15 protein-coding genes are annotated in these 14,822 nt (G+C 69.8%); 7 read left to right on the top strand and 8 right to left on the bottom strand.

The annotated features are described in order from the left end of the window. Nucleotides 1-52: 52 nt before the first annotated feature. Nucleotides 53-1,666 carry a hypothetical protein gene (locus AB0B64_RS10025; protein ID WP_358176173.1) on the top strand — a complete coding sequence of 538 codons (1,614 nt, stop codon included), beginning with the start codon at nucleotides 53-55 and terminating at the stop codon, nucleotides 1,664-1,666. Nucleotides 1,667-2,150: 484 nt separating this feature from the next. Here the strand turns inward: AB0B64_RS10025 and AB0B64_RS10030 are convergent, their stop codons facing one another. The 7 genes from AB0B64_RS10030 to AB0B64_RS10060 form a co-directional block, all read right to left on the bottom strand. After that, nucleotides 2,151-2,432, bottom strand: a complete 282-nt coding sequence (locus tag AB0B64_RS10030; RefSeq protein WP_080044376.1) for a metal-sensitive transcriptional regulator — start codon at nucleotides 2,430-2,432, stop codon at nucleotides 2,151-2,153. A 29-nt stretch (nucleotides 2,433-2,461) separates the two neighbouring features. After that, nucleotides 2,462-3,532, bottom strand: coding sequence for a glycosyltransferase (locus AB0B64_RS10035; protein WP_357938842.1), 1,071 nt, complete (start codon nucleotides 3,530-3,532; stop codon nucleotides 2,462-2,464). Further along, nucleotides 3,529-4,326 carry a hypothetical protein gene (locus tag AB0B64_RS10040; protein WP_358176176.1) on the bottom strand — a complete coding sequence of 266 codons (798 nt, stop codon included), beginning with the start codon at nucleotides 4,324-4,326 and terminating at the stop codon, nucleotides 3,529-3,531. The genes AB0B64_RS10035 and AB0B64_RS10040 overlap by 4 nt, the downstream gene beginning before the upstream one ends. A 148-nt stretch (nucleotides 4,327-4,474) precedes the next feature. Continuing rightward, entirely contained in the window at nucleotides 4,475-6,574 is a 2,100-nt protein-coding gene (locus AB0B64_RS10045) for a (Fe-S)-binding protein (RefSeq protein ID WP_357938838.1), read from the bottom strand. A 115-nt stretch (nucleotides 6,575-6,689) separates the two neighbouring features. Further along, complete coding sequence (locus tag AB0B64_RS10050) at nucleotides 6,690-7,280, bottom strand: TetR family transcriptional regulator (RefSeq protein ID WP_357938836.1); 591 nt, start codon at nucleotides 7,278-7,280, stop codon at nucleotides 6,690-6,692. Then, on the bottom strand, nucleotides 7,277-8,026 hold the full coding sequence (locus tag AB0B64_RS10055) for a class I SAM-dependent methyltransferase (protein ID WP_357938834.1): 750 nt from the start codon (nucleotides 8,024-8,026) through the stop codon (nucleotides 7,277-7,279). The genes AB0B64_RS10050 and AB0B64_RS10055 overlap by 4 nt, the downstream gene beginning before the upstream one ends. Nucleotides 8,027-8,037: 11 nt before the next feature. Beyond that, nucleotides 8,038-8,847: a sugar phosphate isomerase/epimerase gene (locus tag AB0B64_RS10060; protein ID WP_357938832.1), complete on the bottom strand. Its 810-nt coding sequence runs from the start codon at nucleotides 8,845-8,847 to the stop codon at nucleotides 8,038-8,040. A 55-nt stretch (nucleotides 8,848-8,902) separates the two neighbouring features. On the opposite strand from AB0B64_RS10060, the gene AB0B64_RS10065 reads away from it, so the two are divergent. The 5 genes from AB0B64_RS10065 (at nucleotide 8,903) to disA (ending at nucleotide 13,120) form a co-directional block, all read left to right on the top strand. Further along, nucleotides 8,903-9,601: a class I SAM-dependent methyltransferase gene (locus AB0B64_RS10065; protein ID WP_358176179.1), complete on the top strand. Its 699-nt coding sequence runs from the start codon at nucleotides 8,903-8,905 to the stop codon at nucleotides 9,599-9,601. A 182-nt stretch (nucleotides 9,602-9,783) separates the two neighbouring features. Beyond that, nucleotides 9,784-10,158 (top strand): MerR family transcriptional regulator, encoded by a 375-nt coding sequence (locus AB0B64_RS10070; RefSeq protein ID WP_357938828.1) that lies wholly within the window; start codon nucleotides 9,784-9,786, stop codon nucleotides 10,156-10,158. Further along, complete coding sequence (trxA, locus tag AB0B64_RS10075; RefSeq protein ID WP_357938826.1) at nucleotides 10,155-10,460, top strand: thioredoxin; 306 nt, start codon at nucleotides 10,155-10,157, stop codon at nucleotides 10,458-10,460. The genes AB0B64_RS10070 and trxA overlap by 4 nt, the downstream gene beginning before the upstream one ends. Nucleotides 10,461-10,578: 118 nt before the next feature. Next, nucleotides 10,579-11,997, top strand: a complete 1,419-nt coding sequence (radA, locus tag AB0B64_RS10080; RefSeq protein ID WP_358176182.1) for a DNA repair protein RadA — start codon at nucleotides 10,579-10,581, stop codon at nucleotides 11,995-11,997. Between the two features lie 40 nt (nucleotides 11,998-12,037). Next, a complete protein-coding gene (gene disA, locus AB0B64_RS10085) occupies nucleotides 12,038-13,120 on the top strand; it encodes a DNA integrity scanning diadenylate cyclase DisA (protein WP_357938822.1) in 1,083 nt (360 codons plus the stop codon). Between the two features lie 27 nt (nucleotides 13,121-13,147). On the opposite strand, the gene AB0B64_RS10090 is transcribed toward disA, so the two are convergent. Then, complete coding sequence (locus tag AB0B64_RS10090) at nucleotides 13,148-13,837, bottom strand: hypothetical protein (RefSeq protein WP_357938820.1); 690 nt, start codon at nucleotides 13,835-13,837, stop codon at nucleotides 13,148-13,150. Nucleotides 13,838-13,915: 78 nt separating this feature from the next. Between AB0B64_RS10090 and AB0B64_RS10095 the strand changes: the two genes are divergently transcribed. Next, nucleotides 13,916-14,791 (top strand): A/G-specific adenine glycosylase, encoded by an 876-nt coding sequence (locus tag AB0B64_RS10095; protein WP_357938818.1) that lies wholly within the window; start codon nucleotides 13,916-13,918, stop codon nucleotides 14,789-14,791. Nucleotides 14,792-14,822: the final 31 nt, after the last annotated feature.

Consider the following 14,822-nt stretch of genomic DNA (forward strand, 5'->3'; position numbering starts at 1 on the left):
CTGCCGGGTAAAGCCCGTTGTTGATTCAGATCGGACCAGTACGATGGCCGCCGTGCGGTCCTGGAATGCGTTCACCGCCGTCGAGGCGACGGTCCGCGCGATGGTCGCCGACCCGCGCTGGCCGGGCCTCCCCGTGCCCGATCGCGCCCAGGTGATAGCGGCCAGAGCCCTGGTGACGCCCGAAGGGGACCGGTGGCTGTTCGGGGCGCACGCGCGCTGGTATCTGCACGACCCAGCCGACGGCCGCTGGCACCTGTCGCCGCCGCCCAGGGACGCTCGTACGCGCGACGCCCGGCACCCCGCCGCGGTGCTGCCCGTCCGGGTGATCCCCCGAGGGCCGGACTTCGCCGCCGAGCCGGGCTCCACGCAGGCGTTCGTCGGCCCCGACGTGCCCGCCGGGCTCACCGATCAGATCCGGCAGCTGCTGCGGGCCGAGGAACGCCGGTCGGAGCGCGACTATCCGTTGAGCGCCTTCGACGCGATCTTCGCCAGAGACGTGCCGAGCACGGTCGCCGCGATCTGGGGAACGATCATGTGGTGCGCGTACGCGCCCGCCTTCGACGGCAACGAGCGGCTCATCACGGCCTTCGGCGAATACCTGCGGCGGCCGCTGCCCGGCGACGAGTGGGTGCGCTGGCTGCCCGCGCCGCCGCTGCTCGACCTCGTCACGCTCGTCTCCGAGCGGCTGCGCGCCGGGCACTCCCGCGCCGCGCTCCGGCTGGCCGCCACGATGGCCGACACGGCCCAGATCCTGCTGTCCGACCCCCGCTTCAGGCCGCGCGCGCTGGCGCTGCTCACGATGGTGGAGCCCACCCTCCGGCAGCCGCACCTCGACGACCGCGCGGCCCTGCGCGACGACCACACGGTACGGCAGGCGTGGCTCGACCGGCTGCCGGAGCGGCTGGGCCGGGCGGCGCTGGTGGAGACCGACCCCGAGACGCACTTCCGCCACATGGTCTACGACCTGCTGGAGGCGCTGGACTTCACCACCGAGCCGTCCCGGGCGGCGGCGGCCTTCCTGGCGGACCTCTCCGACTCGCGGGGGCTGCTTCCCGGGTTCCTGGACCACCGGTTGCGGCGGGCGTACGAGGAGCTCGCCCGGGCGGGGCTGACGAACACGTCGGCGGCGGAGACCACCCAGCCCGAGGGCTTCCCCACGCAGGCGCCGTTGCCCTATCCATGGCGCGCCGGGCCGCCGGAGACGGGCGCCTACGCGGCCGTACCGAGGACGGGCGCGCACGCCATACCCGAAACGGGAGCTCACGCTCTCCCCGGAACAGGCGCGCACGCCGTACCCCAGACGGGAGCCCACGCCCTGCCAGGAACGGGCGCGCACGCCATGCCAGGAACGGGCGCGCACGCCATGCCCGAGACAGGGGCCCACGCACTCCCTGGAACGGGCACACAGGGCGCGCAGGGGTCGCCGGGCTTCGGTGTGCCGCGGGCGTCTGAGGCGGAGCGGCCCGTGCGGGAGGGGCTGCGGGCGTCAGGCTCCGGTGTCGAGCCGCCCGATCGGGCGGCCGCGGCGGCCGTGCTGGGGGCCGCGTACGCCGTCGGGCTGGCGTGGGGCCGGGTCACGGGAGCACGGGTGCCGGAGCGCGGGTTCGCGGGAGCGGCGGCGCTCGTCCACCGCTTGATCCCCGAACGCGATGACTTCCCCTTCTAAACCACTAATACCGATATTTCACCCTAACCCCGCCTATATCGTTCTAAGACTTGAGGCAACGCACCATTAGCTGAATTGTGATCTCGGATTGGGGAAATGATCCCCGTGGGGCTCAGGTGGCGTTGAAAGGAATGACTCCGATGGGCCATGTCGCCGGAAGGGCCCCCGCCGTAACCTCGTAGAGGGTGTGGGCTGCGGAAGGAAGGACGACGCGGTGGGGCACGACGACCTGGACTCTCGGGTCCACGACCGTGTCGCGTTGGACGAGATTGCGCTCTACGCCGAGGTGCTCACCGCCGTCGCTATCAGCGAGCGGCGGCTGACCTTGGACGAGCTCGACGACGCGCTCGGATTGCGGACTTCGGCGAGCCGCTGAAGACCATCACTAATGACCTAGTCCCGGATCCCGTGGGGTCCGGGACGGTCGTTTTTGGGGATGGTTAACCACGGCACAACATGACTAGTCAGTTGAGCCCGCCATCTCCTACGAACGGACGAGACGCGCGATCGCCGCTGACGCCTCTTTGACCTTCGCCTCCGCCTCGGGCCCGCCGGTGTTGATGGCGTCGGCCACGCAGTGCGAGATGTGCTCCTCAAGCAGCCCGAGAGCCACCGCCTGCAACGCCCGCGTCGCCGCGGACACCTGGGTCAGCACATCGATGCAGTAGGCATCATCGTCGACCATCCGCTGCAGGCCCCTGATCTGCCCTTCGATGCGCCTGAGCCGCGTCAGATATGCCTGCTTGTCTCCGCTGTACCCATGCATGCTCCTAAGGTACCCGGAAGCGGAATCACTCAGCGGAGGTCACTGATCAGTTTCTCCCACTGTTCGCCCACTCCGGTCGCCTCGTGCCGGATGGCCGTCTCCAGCGCGCCCGCCGCGAGCGAGCGGCGCCGGCGCTCGTCGTCGATCAGCGCGAGCAGCGCGGCCGCGAACATCTCCAGCCCGCCGTCGGCCGCCGGCACCAGCACCCCGTTGTAGCCGGTGGCCACGAACTCGTTCGGCCCCCTGGCGCCGTCGAAGGCCACCACCGGCACCCCGCAGCCCATGGCCTCCAGCACGGTCATGCCGAGATCGGCGGTGCTCGAGGTGTTGGCCACGATCGACGCCTTGGCGAACTCGCCCGCCAGGTCCGGCGTGACGCCCATGAAGTAGACGTGGTTGTGCAGGTCGAGCTCGCGGACGAGAGCGCGCAGCCGCCGCTCCTCGGGGCCGCCGCCGTACAGTCGCAGCTGCCAGTCCGGCCGCTTGTCGGCGATGGTGGCGAACGCCCGGATCAGCCTGTCGTACGCCTTGACGGGCTCCCAGCTGCCGCCCGCCGCGACGATGCGGTTGTCCATCCGCGAGCGCGGCCACGGGCCGTCGGGCAGGGCGTCCGGCACGGCGTGTACGGGCGTCCCCTCGCCCAGCAGGCTGCCCCATTCCTCCTGCGCGCTCTCCGTGGCCGTGACGACCGCGTCGAGACGCGGATAGAAGCGTTTGACGGGTCCGGGTATCGCCGGGTTCGTCCACTCCCGGGCGAGCTTGAGCGTCTCCCGTGGCGCGTGTCTGGCCGCCTGGACGCTCAACCCCGGCCTGGTGGTGATGAGGACATCGGTCTTGAGGCCGCGCAGCACCCGCCAGAGCGCCACCTCGGTGCGTACCTGCCCCCTTGGCAGCAGGTGCCTGACGCCGGGCCGGACGTCGACCACGGGGCGCAGAGCCACCTTCGGGCTGACGGGGAAGAACGGCTTGTCCTTGTGCCGCCTGAGGCTGATCACCTCGACATCGTGCTGGCGGTCGGCAAGGGCGGTGGCGAGGTTGAGGGTGGAGCGCACCTCGCCGCGCATGGAGTACGCGGACGAGACGACGATGCTGACCTTCACCGGCCCACCTCGATCCGCAACTCGTCCTCGGCGGTGTAGGCGGGTCGGACGGCCACCCCGTCGACCTTGGCGGACGGGTAGTGCAGCCGGCGGCGCTTGCCGTCGATGTCATCGAGCCGGGCACCCAGGGCCATGGGCGTCGGCACCCCTTCGACCTCCAGCGACGGCTCCCAGACGCCCGAGGACTCCGGATCGGCCTCGACGACGTCGACCAGGGAGAACGCGGCGTGGAAGCGCACCCCCTGCACGGTGGCCGCCGTGCGGATGGTCGTACCGGCGGGCTGCTCGCGCTGGAGCGCCAGCCTGGCCTCGTGGCGCGAGTCGTCGTTCTCCAGGCCGGTGTAGGCGAGCAGGCCCATCACCTCGAACCGGCCCTCCCTGAACCAGATCGAGCGCACCTCCGCCGCCGGCTCGGCGTCGGCGACCTTCAGCGCCAGGAACCCGTTACGGGTGCGATAGGAGCGATAGGCGAGAGTCCGCTTGCACAGGGCGTAGGCGTCGAGGTGGTCGAGCGAGAAGCCCGGATCGATACTGCGCAGCCGCGAACGTTTGCCGTCGCGGCGCAGATAGGCGTCCCAGCGGCCGGGACTGAGCATCAGCGGCGCCAGCGACACCGCCAGGCTGGCCTCCCGCGTCCTGGCCCCCGGCGTACCGAGCAACACGTCCCGCTCGACCCCCGTCGTACGGTGCCTGAGCACGAGCTCTGTGCCTTCTCTCAGCGGCTCCTCGATCGCGAGTCGCAGGGAGAGCACGTCGGCGAGCGTGACTTCCGCGTCTGTGACGACGACGCGCATCACGAGCCCCCTCCCCGTCGAATGAAGCCATGCGTCGTTGAGGTTACCGTGATTTTCCCGTTATGTGGATGGCAGTTTTCCGCCACTTGGGCCCCCTGACGTGCGGAACTCCTCTACAAGCGCTGTAGAGGAGTCCGACATTCCCCCGTCAGGAGCCGCTTTTAACCGATTTGATCAGGAGCTGGGCCACGTCCACGACCTCGAGGGACTCCTTCGCCTCGCCGGTGTTCTTCTTCTCGTTGATGGCGTCGCCGAGCATCACCATGCAGAACGGGCAGGCGGTGGAGACGGTGTCAGGATTCGTGGTCAGCGCCTCGTCGACCCGCTCGGTGTTGATGCGCTTGCCGATGCGCTCTTCCATCCACATCCGGGCACCGCCGGCGCCGCAGCAGAAACCGCGGTCCTTGTGCCGGTGCATCTCCTGGGTCTGAACACCGGGCACCTTCGACATGATGTCGCGGGGCTGGGAGTAGACCTTGTTGTGACGGCCGAGGAAGCACGGGTCGTGGTAGGTGATCTTCTCCTCGATCGGCGTGATCGGGGTGAGCAGGCCCTCGTCGACCAGCTTGGCCAGCAGTTGCGTGTGGTGTACGACCTCGTAGGTGCCGCCGAGCTGCGGATATTCGTTGGCCAGGGTGTTGAAGCAGTGGGGGCAGGTGGCGACGATCTTCTTGACGCCCGCCTCGTTGAGCGTCTCGATGTTCTGCTGGGCGAGCATGTTGAACAGGTATTCCATGCCCAGGCGGCGGGCCGGGTCGCCGGTGCACGCCTCCATCGGGCCGAGCACGGCGAACTTCACGCCCGCGATGTGCAGCAGCTCCGCGACGGCCTTGGTGGTCTTCTTGGCCCGGTCTTCGAGGGCGCCCGCGCAGCCGACCCAGAACAGGTATTCGGCGTCCTCGGGCATCTTGTCCTCGACCAGCTCGACCTCGAAGTCCAATTCGGAGATCCAGTCGGCCCGCTTCATCTCGGACATGCCCCAGGGGTTGCCCTTGTTCTCCAGGTTCTTGACCATCACCCCCGCCTCAGACGGGAACGACGACTCCACCATCACCTGGTAGCGGCGCATGTCGAGGATGTGGTCGATGTGCTCGATGTCGACCGGGCACTGCTCGACGCAGGCGCCACAGTTCGTACAGGACCACAGGACGTCAGGGTGAATCACGCCCTCCTCGCCGACCAGCGGCTTGTTCAGCAGCGCCAGTACGTCGGTGTCGGCGTGCTCGGTGGAGGCGGCCATCAGGTAGGGGGCCACCTTGAAGGCGTGGTCGCGCTGGTCGAGGATGAGCATCTTCGGCGACAGCGGCTTGTCGGTGTTCCACGCGGGGCACTGCGACTGGCAGCGACCGCACTCGGTGCAGCTGTAGAAGTCGAGGAAGCCCTTCCAGGTGGTGTCGCCGATCTTGCCCCGGCCGAGCCGCTCCGGATCCAAGTCCTCGTCCTCGAAGTCCACGGGCTTGCCGTCGACGCGCAGCTCGGGCGCGCCGCCCAGGCCGTCGGGGCGGCGGGAGAACAGCACGTTCAGCGGCGCCGTGAAGATGTGCAGGTGCTTGCTGTGCACCACGATGACCAGGAACACCAGCATGAAGCCGATGTGCAGCAGCAGCGCGATCTCCTCCAGCACGGAGCTGGCCGGCAGGATCTTGCCCAGGGCCAGCGACGCGAAGGCGCCCGAGGAGTAGGGGAAGTTGCCATTTGCCGCCGCCGCGCCACGGGCCAGGAACAGCGTCCAGATGATGTTGAAGATCATGAACAGGACGAGCCAGGCGCCCCCGAGGTGGGAGCCGGAGAAGCGGGATTTGCGGCCGAGCGTCTTGGGAGAGTTCTTGATCCGGATGGCGGCGAAGGTGATCAGGCCGAGCAGGCAGGCCACCGCGATGAAGTCCTGCAGGAACCCGAGCACCGCCCAGGTGCCGATGAGCGGGATGTGGAAGTCGGGCTCACCGGTGATCGCGCCCTGGATGATGGCGCCGTACGCCTCGATGTAGACGGTCAGCAAGATGAAGAACGCCCACATCACGAAGAAGTGCGCGACGCCGGACGGCGTCCACTTGAGCAGCTTCTTCTGCCCGAACACCTCCACCAGCTGAGTCTTCAGCTCATCGGCCGCGTGCGTCTTCGCGTACTCGATCCGTTCGGGCGCGGGCGGACCCACTGTGGCGAGTTTGTACAGGAACAGTGTCCTGCGGCCCGCCACGGCGACCGCCAGGACGGTCATGACGAGCCCGATGATGGCCACCCAGAGCACGGGACCTCCCACTGACGATGTTGGCTGCCAGCGTACGGTTACGTCACCGGCCAGGCACTTCCGGAATCCTACTGACTAGTAACCTTATGACCGGTGGCGCGCCCAGAACAATGCTCTACCCCGTCAAGTAGCGCTGTATCGTCGGGGCCAGCAGTTCGACCAGTTCCTCGGGATCGGCGCTCGCCAGCGGCTCCAGCTTGAGCACGTAACGGCCCATGACGACGCCGAAGATCTGCCCGAAGGCGGCCTCGATCCGCAAGGGCGGCACCTCGAGCCGGTCGGCGACGCGGAAGAGCAGGGCGTTGGTGATGAATTCCCGGAACATCATCTCGGCCTGCTGGTTCGTCATCGCCGACCGGATCAGCGCGATCATCGGCTCACGCGTCTCAGGCTGAGCCGTCACCGTCAGGAGCAGCCGGACGAGCCGCTCCCCGATCTCCTCGCGCGGGCCGTCGAGCAGCAGCGGCACGACCTGTTCGGGACTGACCGGCAGCCGCATCGCCGCCGCGAACATGCCTTCCTTGGTGTCGAAATAGTGGTGCACCAGGGCGGGATCGACCTTGGCCTCCCTGGCGATGCCGCGCACGGTCGCCTTGTCGAACCCCTTCTCGGCGAAGACCCGCCGGGCCGCGGCGAGAATCTCCCCCCGCGTATCCGCCGCCCCCGGCCGCCGACCCGGTCGGCGCTTTGTAGGCTCGGTGCTCACCTGCCAACCACCAGGTAGACACGCATCGGCACGTGCATGACGCCCTCGGGGAAGACCTTGCGCAGCTCCGTCCGCTGGCGTGCGACGAGCTCGTCGGCGGCCTCCGGGGACAGCGCCGCCATGTAGGAATGCGAGCGGAGATCCAGCAGGAAGTCCTCGATGCCGATCAGCCTGGTCCAGGCGATCCAGCGCTCCTCGACCACGTCCAGGGCGGCGGCGATGGGCGGCACCGACCACTCCTCCAGCGCCTGGCCCCAGTAGGTCGGGCACGCCTCCGCCAGCCGTACCTCGTAGGCGGCCAGCCAGTCGGCCTGGGCGGCGTGGGCGAAGTTCCAGCAGCCCACGATGGCCCCCTCGGGCCGCAGCACCCGCCTGGCCTCGGCGATCGAGATCACCGGGTCGAGCCAGTGCCAGGACTGGGCGTACGTGACCAGATCGGCCACCCCGTCCGTCAGCGGCAGCGCGTTGCCGTCGGCCAGCACCGCGACCGTGCCGCCGTCCTCGACCTTCGAGTGCAGGCGGGCCAGCATCGCCGCGCCCGCGTCCACCGCGATCACCCGTGAGCCGCGGGCCCGCAGCGCGCGCGTCAGGATGCCGGTGCCGGCGCCCACGTCGACCGCCGTCGCGCCGGCGAACTCGACACCGGACACCTCCGACAGCGCGTGGTACATCTCGTCCGGGTACGTCGGCCGGGCCGCGTCGTAGGCGTCCGCGACGCTGTCGAACACCTTGCCCAGTTTCCTCATCGGTCCGACGCTCATCGGGCGGCCGCCAGGTAGAGGCGGGCGAAGGCGAGGGCCTCGGCCAGATCGTCGATCCGCTCCGTACGGCTGGCCGCCTTGCGGGTGTTGATCTCCAGCACGACCAGGCCGCCGTAGCCGGACTTGGCCAGCCGTTCCAGCATGGGCGCGCACGGCTGGTTGCCCCTGCCGGGTACGAGGTGCTCGTCCTTGTTCGTCACGCCGAGGCCGTCGGCCAGGTGCAGATGCGCGAGACGGTCGCCGAGCTTGGTGGCCATCTCCATGGCGTCGGTGCCCGAGACGGCCGTGTGCGACAGGTCGAGCGTGACGTGCGGGAAGTCGTAGTCGGTCGGGTTCCAGTCGGGCGAGTAGGGGACCACGTCGTTGCCCCTGGCCTTGAGCGGGAACATGTTCTCCACCGCGAACGTGACCCCGGTCTCCTCACGCATGCGGGCCAGCCCGGCCTCGAAGTCGCGCGCGTATTCGCGCTGCCAGCGGAACGGTGGATGCACTACGACCGTTGAGGCGCCCAATCGTTCGGCCGCCTTCTGGGCCTTGACCAGCTTGGCCCAGGGATCGCGACCCCAGACGCGCTGCGTGACGAGCAGGCAGGGGGCGTGAATGGCCAGCACGGGGAGTTCGTAATGCTCCGAGAGCCGCTCGATCACGTCGATGTCCTGGCTCACGGGATCGGCGCCGACCATGATCTCGACCCCGTCGTAACCCAGGCGCGCGGCCAGCTCGAACGCGTCGGGGGTGCGTTCTGGATATACCGAAGCGGTGGACAATGCGATCTTCGCACTGGGCACTCGGATGACGTCAGCCACGTTGCCAGCCTAAGCCGGTGACGCCGATCTGGCGCGCGAGCCCTACGGTTGGACCATGCCACGGATCGCCAAAGGCGCCATCCCCAGCCCCAACATCTGGAACTCTCCCCAGGTCTACGAGCTGGAGAATCGCGCCGTCGACCCTGACGGCGCCGCCAACGCGGCGATGCGCGCCCTGCGCTCCTGGGACGGCGCCACGGTGCTCGACATCGGCTGCGGCACCGGCTACCACCTACCGGCCTTCGCGGCCGAGGCGGCGAAGGTGATCGGCGTCGAGCCCCACGGCGACCTGGTCGCGCTCGCCCGCCGCCGCTGCGCCGCGCTCCCCTCCATCGAGATCCACGCCGCCACCGCGCAGGCCCTGCCGCTGCCCGACGCGTCCGTGGACGTCGCGGTGGCGCGGTGGGCCTACTTCTTCGGCCCCGGCTGCGAGCCCGGCTTACGGGAGCTCTCCAGGGTCGTACGGCGGGGCGGCACGGCCTTCGTCATCGACCTGGACGCCACCCGTGGGGCCTTCGGCAGGTGGTTCCAGCGCACGGTGCCCACCTACTCCGCCAGGGCGGTGGAGTCCTTCTGGGACCGCCACGGGTGGCAGCGACAGCCACTCGACCTACGGATGGCCTTCTCCCGCCGCGCCGACCTGGAGGCGGTGCTACGCATCGAGTTCACCCCCGAGGTGGCCGCCCAGGCGATCGCGGAGACACCCGGCCTCGAACTGCCCTACCCGAATGTGCTGCGCTGGCGCTCGTACTGATCGGTGCGGCCTGATTGGTGCGGCGTCCACGAACGTCCGCCGGGTCCCCGTTCCCTCCAAAAGGACACCAACCACCACGGACCGCCACAGGGACCGAGACGGTCGTGTGACGAACCCACTTGGGGGCCGCCGCACCAAGACCGCTTGACATTGACGTCAGTGTGAACGTTTACCGTGGAGGCATGCGCATCGGAGAGCTGGCCGAACGGACCGGGGTGAGCACCCGATCACTCCGCTACTACGAGGAGCACGGGCTGCTCACGGCCAGACGCGGTTCCAACGGCTACCGCGACTACGCGGAGGAGGACATCAAGCTGGTGTCCGAGATCCGGGCGCTGCTGTCCGTGGGATTCACGCTGGAGGACACGCGGCCCTTCGTCGACTGCCTGCGCTCCGGCCACAGCACTGGCGGCTCCTGCAGCGAGTCGGTCGCGGTCTACCAGCGCAAGCTGGCCCAGATCGACGACGAGATCCGCGTGCTGCTCGCCCGCCGCGCCGAGGTCGCCGCCCAGCTGGGCGCGGCGTGCCCTGGTTGCGTTCTTAGAGGAGAGAAATGATCGAGCTGACCACCGCGAACTTCGAGGAGAAGGTGCTCAAGAGCGACCAGCCGGTGCTCGTCGACTTCTGGGCCGAATGGTGCGGCCCATGCCGCATGGTCGCCCCCGTACTCGCGGAGATCGAAGCCGAACACGGTCTGACCATCGGCAAGCTCAACAGCGACGAGAACCCCGAGATCTCGGCCCGCTACGGCGTCATGGGGCTGCCCACGATGCTGCTGTTCGAGAACGGGCAGCCGGTCAAGCAGGTCGTCGGCGCCAAGCCGAAGCGCATGATCGAGGCTGAACTGGGCCTGACCTGACCATCCATATTTGACGACGAAGAATGCCGGGTCTGACCCGCACCTGGTGATGAAGAAGGCCGGCATGACCACCCGTACCTCGTGAAGATTGTCGGCGCGGCCCGCTAGCCTGCTCCGCATGGTCAAGTCTGCGCAGAAGCCCGGATACCGCTGCGCCGAGTGCGGGTGGCGCACCACGAAGTGGGTGGGCCGGTGCGGCGAGTGCCAGGCGTGGGGCACGGTCGATGAAGAGGGCGCGCGCGCCGGGGTGCACGTCGTCCAGGCCGGCGCGACGACCGCGCCGGCGATACCGATCGGCCAGGTCAAGGCCGAGATGGCGGCCGCGCGCACGACCGGGGTGAGCGAGCTCGACCGGGTGCTCGGCGGCGGGCTGGTGCCGGGGGCGGTGGTGCTGCTGGCCGGCGAGCCCGGCATCGGCAAGTCGACGCTGCTGCTCGAGGCGGCCGCCCGGATCGCCGAGCGCGACACCGTGCTGTACGTCACGGGCGAGGAGTCGGCGGCCCAGGTCCGCTTGCGGGCCGACCGCATCGGCGCCATCCGCGACCACCTCTATCTCGCGGCGGAGACCGAGCTGTCGGCACTGGTCGCGCACGTCGACAAGGTCCAGCCCAAGCTGCTGGTCGTCGACTCGGTGCAGACGGTCGGCTCCGCGCAGGCCACCGGCGTGCCGGGCGGGGTGACGCAGGTGCGGGAGGTGGCCGCCAATCTCGTACGGCTGGCCAAGGAGCGCAACATGGCCACCGTGCTCGTCGGCCACGTCACCAAGGAAGGCTCGATCGCCGGTCCGCGCACCCTTGAGCACCTGGTCGACGTCGTGCTCAACTTCGAGGGCGACCGCCACTCCCGGCTGCGGATGGTCCGCGCGATCAAGAACCGGTTCGGCCCCACCGAGGAGGTCGGCTGCTTCGACCTGCACGAGCGCGGCATCGAGGGCATCACCGACCCGAGCGGGCTGTTCGTCTCGCGGCGCAGCCAGCCGGTGCCGGGCACCTGCGTGACGGTCACGGTCGAGGGCACCCGGCCGCTGCCCGCCGAGGTGCAGGCCCTGGTCGCCCGCACCGAGGCGCAGCAGCCCAGACGCAGCTCCTCGGGGCTCGACACCTATCGGGTGCAGATGATCCTGGCCGTGCTCGAACGCCGGCTCAACGCCAAGCTGGGGGGCTGCGACGTGTTCACCGCGACCGTCGGCGGCATCAAACTGGCCGACCCGGCCATCGACCTGTCGGTGATGCTGGCAGTGGCCAGCGCGGCCGGCGACAAGCCGCTGCCGGCCGGTCTGGTGGCCATGGGCGAGGTGGGGCTGTCCGGCGAATTGCGCCCGGTGAAGGACGTCCGGCGGCGGCTGAGCGAGGCCGCCAGGCTGGGGTTCAAGCGCGGGCTGGTGCCCGCCGGCTCCCTCGACCAAGGCACCAGCCGGCGCGGTGGGCAGCGGGATGGGCAGCGGTCACTGGTGCCCGTCGGACCGGTGGCGTTCGCGGCGGGCTTCGAGGTGGTCGAGGTGGAGAACGTCTGGGACGCACTCACGCACGTCACATAGCGCGGCTAAGCTTGGCTTGACTATTCGACACGGGGGTCAGGTGCCAAACGACAGGAGTCTCGACGACCGCCGTCGCGAAGCCCTGGCCTCTGTGGCCCCGGGCACACCACTGCGCGACGGCTTGGAGCGGATCCTGCGCGGTCAGACCGGCGGCCTGATCGTGCTCGGCTACAACAAAGTGGTCGAAGAGGTGTCCAGCGGCGGATTCGAGCTCGACGTCGAGTTCTCCGCCACGCGGCTGCGCGAGCTGGCCAAGATGGACGGCGCGATCGTGGTGGGCAACGGCCAGCGAATCGTCCGCGCCGCCGTGCACCTGGTGCCCGACCCTGGCATCCCGACCGACGAGTCGGGCACCCGCCACCGCACCGCGCAGCGGGTCGCCCGCCAGACCGGCCTGCCGATCATCGCGATCAGCAAGTCGATGCGGATCATCGCCCTCTACCTCGACGGCATCCGCTACGTGCTGGAGGAGTCGGCGGCCATCCTGTCCAAGGCCAACCAGGCCCTCGCCACGCTCGAACGTTACAAGCACCGCCTCGACGAGGTCTCCGGCACGCTGTCGGCCCTCGAGATCGAAGACCTGGTGACGGTCCGTGACGTGGCCGCCGTCGCCCAGCGCCTGGAGATGGTCAGGCGCATCTCCGACGAGATCAAGGGCTATGTGGTCGAGCTCGGCACCGACGGCCGGCTCCTGTCACTGCAGCTCGACGAGCTGGTGGCGGGCGTCGACTCCGAGCGCGAGCTGGTCGTCCGCGACTACCTCCCGGCCCCCGCCGGCCGCCGGCACCGGCGCCTCGCGGAAGCCATGCACGACCTCGACCAGCTCTCGGGCGAGGAGCTGCTCGACCTCTCGACGGTCGCCCACGTGCTGGGACACAGCGGCGACGAGACGCTCGACAGCCCGGTCAGCCCGCGCGGGTTCCGCCTCCTGGCCAAGGTGCCCCGCCTGCCCGCCACCGTGGTCGATCGGCTGGTCAACCACTTCGGCGGGCTGCAGAAGCTGCTGGCGGCCAGCATCGACGACCTCCAGGCGGTGGGCGGCGTCGGCGAGTCCCGGGCACGCAGCGTCCGCGAGGGGCTTTCCCGCCTCGCGGAATCCTCCATCCTGGAGCGCTACGTCTGACAGGGTCGCCATGCTCGGTGGGCCTGTTCAGCGGAGGTGGAAGACGCCCATCTGGCTTTTGAGCTTGCCCATGCGCACCACGGCCACGTAGGTCCCCGGCAGGGCGGCCGGCGGGTCCGTACGGCAGTCGCTGCTGGAGCGGCGCCGATTCCAGTCGAGCGAGCGCACCCACGGAACACCGCGCTGCAACTGCTTGATCTCGGTCGCCTCACCGCTCACACAGTCGGAGGTCGACCAGATCCGGTCCTCCCCGGAGGTGATGCGCACCTCCATGGAGCGCGGACCCACGTCGGCCAGGCACATGACGGGGCCGGTGTTGACCAGGCTGATGAGGAAGTTGGGCTGGGCGCCCGCCGGGTAGACGTCCTGCTTGCCCTGCATGCTGAGCACCAGGTCGGCCTCAGCGCAGGGCTCGCCCGGCCGCTTGGGCCGGGTCATGGGCGTGAGCGTGACCTTGCTGGGGCTCGGTGTGGGCGACACCGACACCGTGGGGGTGGCCGTGCCCATGGTGAGGGTGCGCAGGCCGTCGAGCAGTGGATCCGTCGACGGCGACGCGCTCGTGGAGGTCTGCGCGCTGGAGGGACGCTGCGGCCCACTCCCCCCGCTGGAACACGCCCAAGCGACAACCGCCACCACGACGAGAACCGCTACCAGCACGCTCATGCGCCGTCGCCAGTAGACGTCTCCGCTGCCGTCACCCATCGTATCCGGATCCATACTCACAGCATGGTAATCCATTGGCCACGGAGGGTGACGACACGCCGCTGGTCGCCATCTCGGCATAGCCTAGGGCGCGTGGTTGAGCCGAACCTCCTACACGTCCCCGTTCTGGAGTGGTACGAGGACAACGCCCGAGACCTCCCGTGGCGTACCCCCGACGCGACACCCTGGGGTGTGCTCGTCAGCGAGATCATGCTGCAGCAGACCCCGGTCGTCCGCGTCCTGCCCATCTGGCACGAGTGGATGGACCGCTGGCCCACCCCGAAGGCCCTGGCGGCCGAGCTCCCCGGCGAGGCCGTACGCCACTGGGGCAGGCTCGGCTACCCGCGCCGGGCGTTGCGGCTGCACGCGTGCGCGAAGGCGATCACCGAGGAGCACGACGGCGAGGTGCCGTCAGACCACGCGACCCTGTTGGCACTGCCCGGCATCGGCGAGTACACCGCCGCCGCGGTCGCCAGCTTCGCGTACGGCGGGCGGCACGCGGTCCTCGACACCAACGTCCGGCGGGTGTTCGCGAGGGCGGTACGGGCCGAGGAGTACCCGCCGACGGCCACCTCCGCCGCCGAGCGCCGCCTGGCCGAGACTCTCCTGCCCGAACTCGGCGCCGCCCGCTGGGGCGTGGCCGTCATGGAGCTCGGCGCCCTGGTCTGTACGGCTCGCACGCCGCGCTGCGCCGACTGCCCGATCGCCCAGCTGTGCGCGTGGCGCCTGGCCGGCAAACCACCGCATGCCGGGCCGGCCCGCAAGGGCCAGACGTACGCGGGGACGGACCGGCAGTGCCGGGGCCGCCTGCTGGCCGTACTGCGAGCCGCCCACGGCCCGGTGCCCAAGGCGGCGCTCGACGTGGTGTGGGACGACCCGGTGCAACGGGAGCGCGCCCTGGACGGCCTGATCACGGACGGCCTCGCCGAACACCTCGACGACGGCACCTACCGCCTGCCCCACTCCTGACCGGTCGCCCCGGCCGCCTCGGACAGCTGGC

The sequence above is a fragment of the Nonomuraea sp. NPDC049129 genome (assembly GCF_040648495.1).
In the GTDB taxonomy this organism is placed as follows: Bacteria; Actinomycetota; Actinomycetes; order Streptosporangiales; family Streptosporangiaceae; genus Nonomuraea.

What these genes read in the sequence shown, in the direction of transcription:
- AB0B64_RS10030 (WP_080044376.1), bottom strand. Translation starts at nt 2,432, where the DNA reads ATGCATGGGTACAGCGGAGACAAGCAGGCATATCTGACGCGGCTCAGG.
- AB0B64_RS10040 (WP_358176176.1), bottom strand. Translation starts at nt 4,326, where the DNA reads ATGCGCGTCGTCGTCACAGACGCGGAAGTCACGCTCGCCGACGTGCTC.
- AB0B64_RS10055 (WP_357938834.1), bottom strand. Translation starts at nt 8,026, where the DNA reads ATGAGGAAACTGGGCAAGGTGTTCGACAGCGTCGCGGACGCCTACGAC.
- AB0B64_RS10065 (WP_358176179.1), top strand. Translation starts at nt 8,903, where the DNA reads ATGCCACGGATCGCCAAAGGCGCCATCCCCAGCCCCAACATCTGGAAC.
- AB0B64_RS10070 (WP_357938828.1), top strand. Translation starts at nt 9,784, where the DNA reads ATGCGCATCGGAGAGCTGGCCGAACGGACCGGGGTGAGCACCCGATCA.
- trxA (WP_357938826.1), top strand. Translation starts at nt 10,155, where the DNA reads ATGATCGAGCTGACCACCGCGAACTTCGAGGAGAAGGTGCTCAAGAGC.
- radA (WP_358176182.1), top strand. Translation starts at nt 10,579, where the DNA reads ATGGTCAAGTCTGCGCAGAAGCCCGGATACCGCTGCGCCGAGTGCGGG.
- AB0B64_RS10090 (WP_357938820.1), bottom strand. Translation starts at nt 13,837, where the DNA reads ATGGATCCGGATACGATGGGTGACGGCAGCGGAGACGTCTACTGGCGA.